Genomic DNA, 1,679 nt, shown 5'->3' with positions numbered 1-1,679 from the left:
CACATTGATCGCCGGGAACAGCAGCGTCCCCTCACGCTGCATCTCGTACAGACGGTGCACACCCGTCGTCGTCTCCTCGGTCACACCGCGGATCTGGGCGGCGAGTGCGGTCCAGTCGATCGTCGTGCGGTTCAGCAGCTCCAGCACGACGCGGAACTCGTCGTTGTCCGCCGTCGAGGGGTCGGGGACGGCGCCCGCCTTGGCGTACTCCACGCCCTTGTGGACCAGCAGCGTCGCGTCGCCGCCGTCGTCCAGGATCATGTTCGGGCCGGCGTGGCCCGGCCAGGTCAGCGCCTGCTCGGTGCACCACCAGTACTCCTCCAGCGTCTCGCCCTTCCAGGCGAAGACCGGGATGCCGGCGGCGGCGATGGCGGCGGCCGCGTGGTCCTGGGTGGAGAAGATGTTGCAGGAGACCCAGCGGACCTCGGCGCCGAGGGCGACGAGGGTCTCGATCAGGACGGCGGTCTGCACGGTCATGTGCAGCGAGCCGGTGATACGCGCGCCGGCCAGCGGCTGGGCCTCGGCGTACTCCTCGCGGATCGACATCAGACCGGGCATCTCGTGCTCGGCCAGCGTGATCTCCTTCCGGCCGAACTCCGCGAGGGAGAGGTCGGCGACCTTGAAGTCAGCCGCGGGCAAAGAGGGCATGGGTACTCCTCGTCTTCCTGACGCCCCGGTGAATCTCCACCGTCGCAGGCGATCGGTTCAGGGTGATGTAGTGCAGTCCTGGAGCGCCCTCGTCGAGCAGGCGCTCCGCCATCGCGATCGCGTGATCGACTCCGATGCGATGGGATGCGGCGGGGTCGTCCCTGGCCGCGAACAGCCGGCGGGCCAGATCGTCCGGGAAGACCGCGTCGCTGAGCTCGGCGAAGCGGCGGATCTGCCGGTAGTCGGTCGCCGGCATGATCTCGGGGATGATCGGGGTGTCGCAGCCCGCCGCGGCGGCCAGGTCCCGCAGGCGCAGGTAGTACTCGACGTCGAAGAACATCTGGGTGACCGCGTAGTCCGCGCCCGCACGGCACTTGGCCGCGAAGTGGCGGATGTCGCTGTCCCAGTCGGGCGAGCGCGGATGGCGCTCGGGGAAGGCGGCGACGCCGACGGAGAAGTCGCCCAGCTCGCGGACGAGCTCGACCAGTTCGGCCGCGTACGTCAGCCCCCGCGGATGCGGGACCCATACGCCCCTCGGATCGCCGGGCGGGTCCCCGCGCAGGGCGAGGACGTCCCGGATCCCGGCGTCCGCGTACTGGCCGATGATGTGCCGCAGCTCGGCCGTCGAGTGGCCCACCGCGGTGAGATGGGCCACCGGACGCAGCGTCGTCTGGGCGGCGATCTTCTTGGTCACGGCGACGGTGCGGTCCCGGGACGAGCCGCCCGCTCCGTACGTCACCGAGACGAAGGCAGGCGCGAGCGCCTCGATCCTGCGGATCGCGTCCCAGAGCCGCTCCTCGCCCGCGTCGGTCTTGGGCGGGAAGAACTCGAAGGAATACGACCGCTCCCCCGCCGCCAGAAGGTCCCGCAGTGTCCGGTGGGTGCTCACGTTCGGCCGCCTCCCGTGTTGAAGTACGTGGCCTCGGGGTGGTGGACGACGATCGCGTCGGTGGACTGCTCGGGGTGGAGCTGGAACTCCTCGGAGAGCTCGACGCCGATCCGCTCGGGCTCCAGGAGCGCGGCGATCTTCG

3 protein-coding genes are annotated in these 1,679 nt (G+C 70.3%); all 3 read right to left on the bottom strand.

The window, feature by feature from the left end:
- Positions 1-648 (bottom strand): adenosylhomocysteinase (locus tag AB0M39_RS42000; protein ID WP_365374467.1); only part of this gene is annotated, 648 nt, incomplete at its 3' end.
- On the bottom strand, positions 626-1,537 hold the full coding sequence (gene metF, locus AB0M39_RS41995) for a methylenetetrahydrofolate reductase [NAD(P)H] (protein WP_365374465.1): 912 nt from the start codon (positions 1,535-1,537) through the stop codon (positions 626-628). The genes AB0M39_RS42000 and metF, both read right to left, overlap by 23 nt.
- A complete protein-coding gene (locus tag AB0M39_RS41990; RefSeq protein WP_365374470.1) occupies positions 1,534-1,662 on the bottom strand; it encodes a hypothetical protein in 129 nt (42 codons plus the stop codon). Before AB0M39_RS41990 ends, metF begins: the two co-directional genes overlap by 4 nt.
- Between the last annotated feature and the right edge of the window lie 17 nt (positions 1,663-1,679).

This window comes from Streptomyces sp. NPDC051907, from assembly GCF_040681075.1.
Classification (GTDB): Bacteria; Actinomycetota; Actinomycetes; order Streptomycetales; family Streptomycetaceae; genus Streptomyces.
This window is presented reverse-complemented; position numbering and strand designations above follow the sequence as displayed.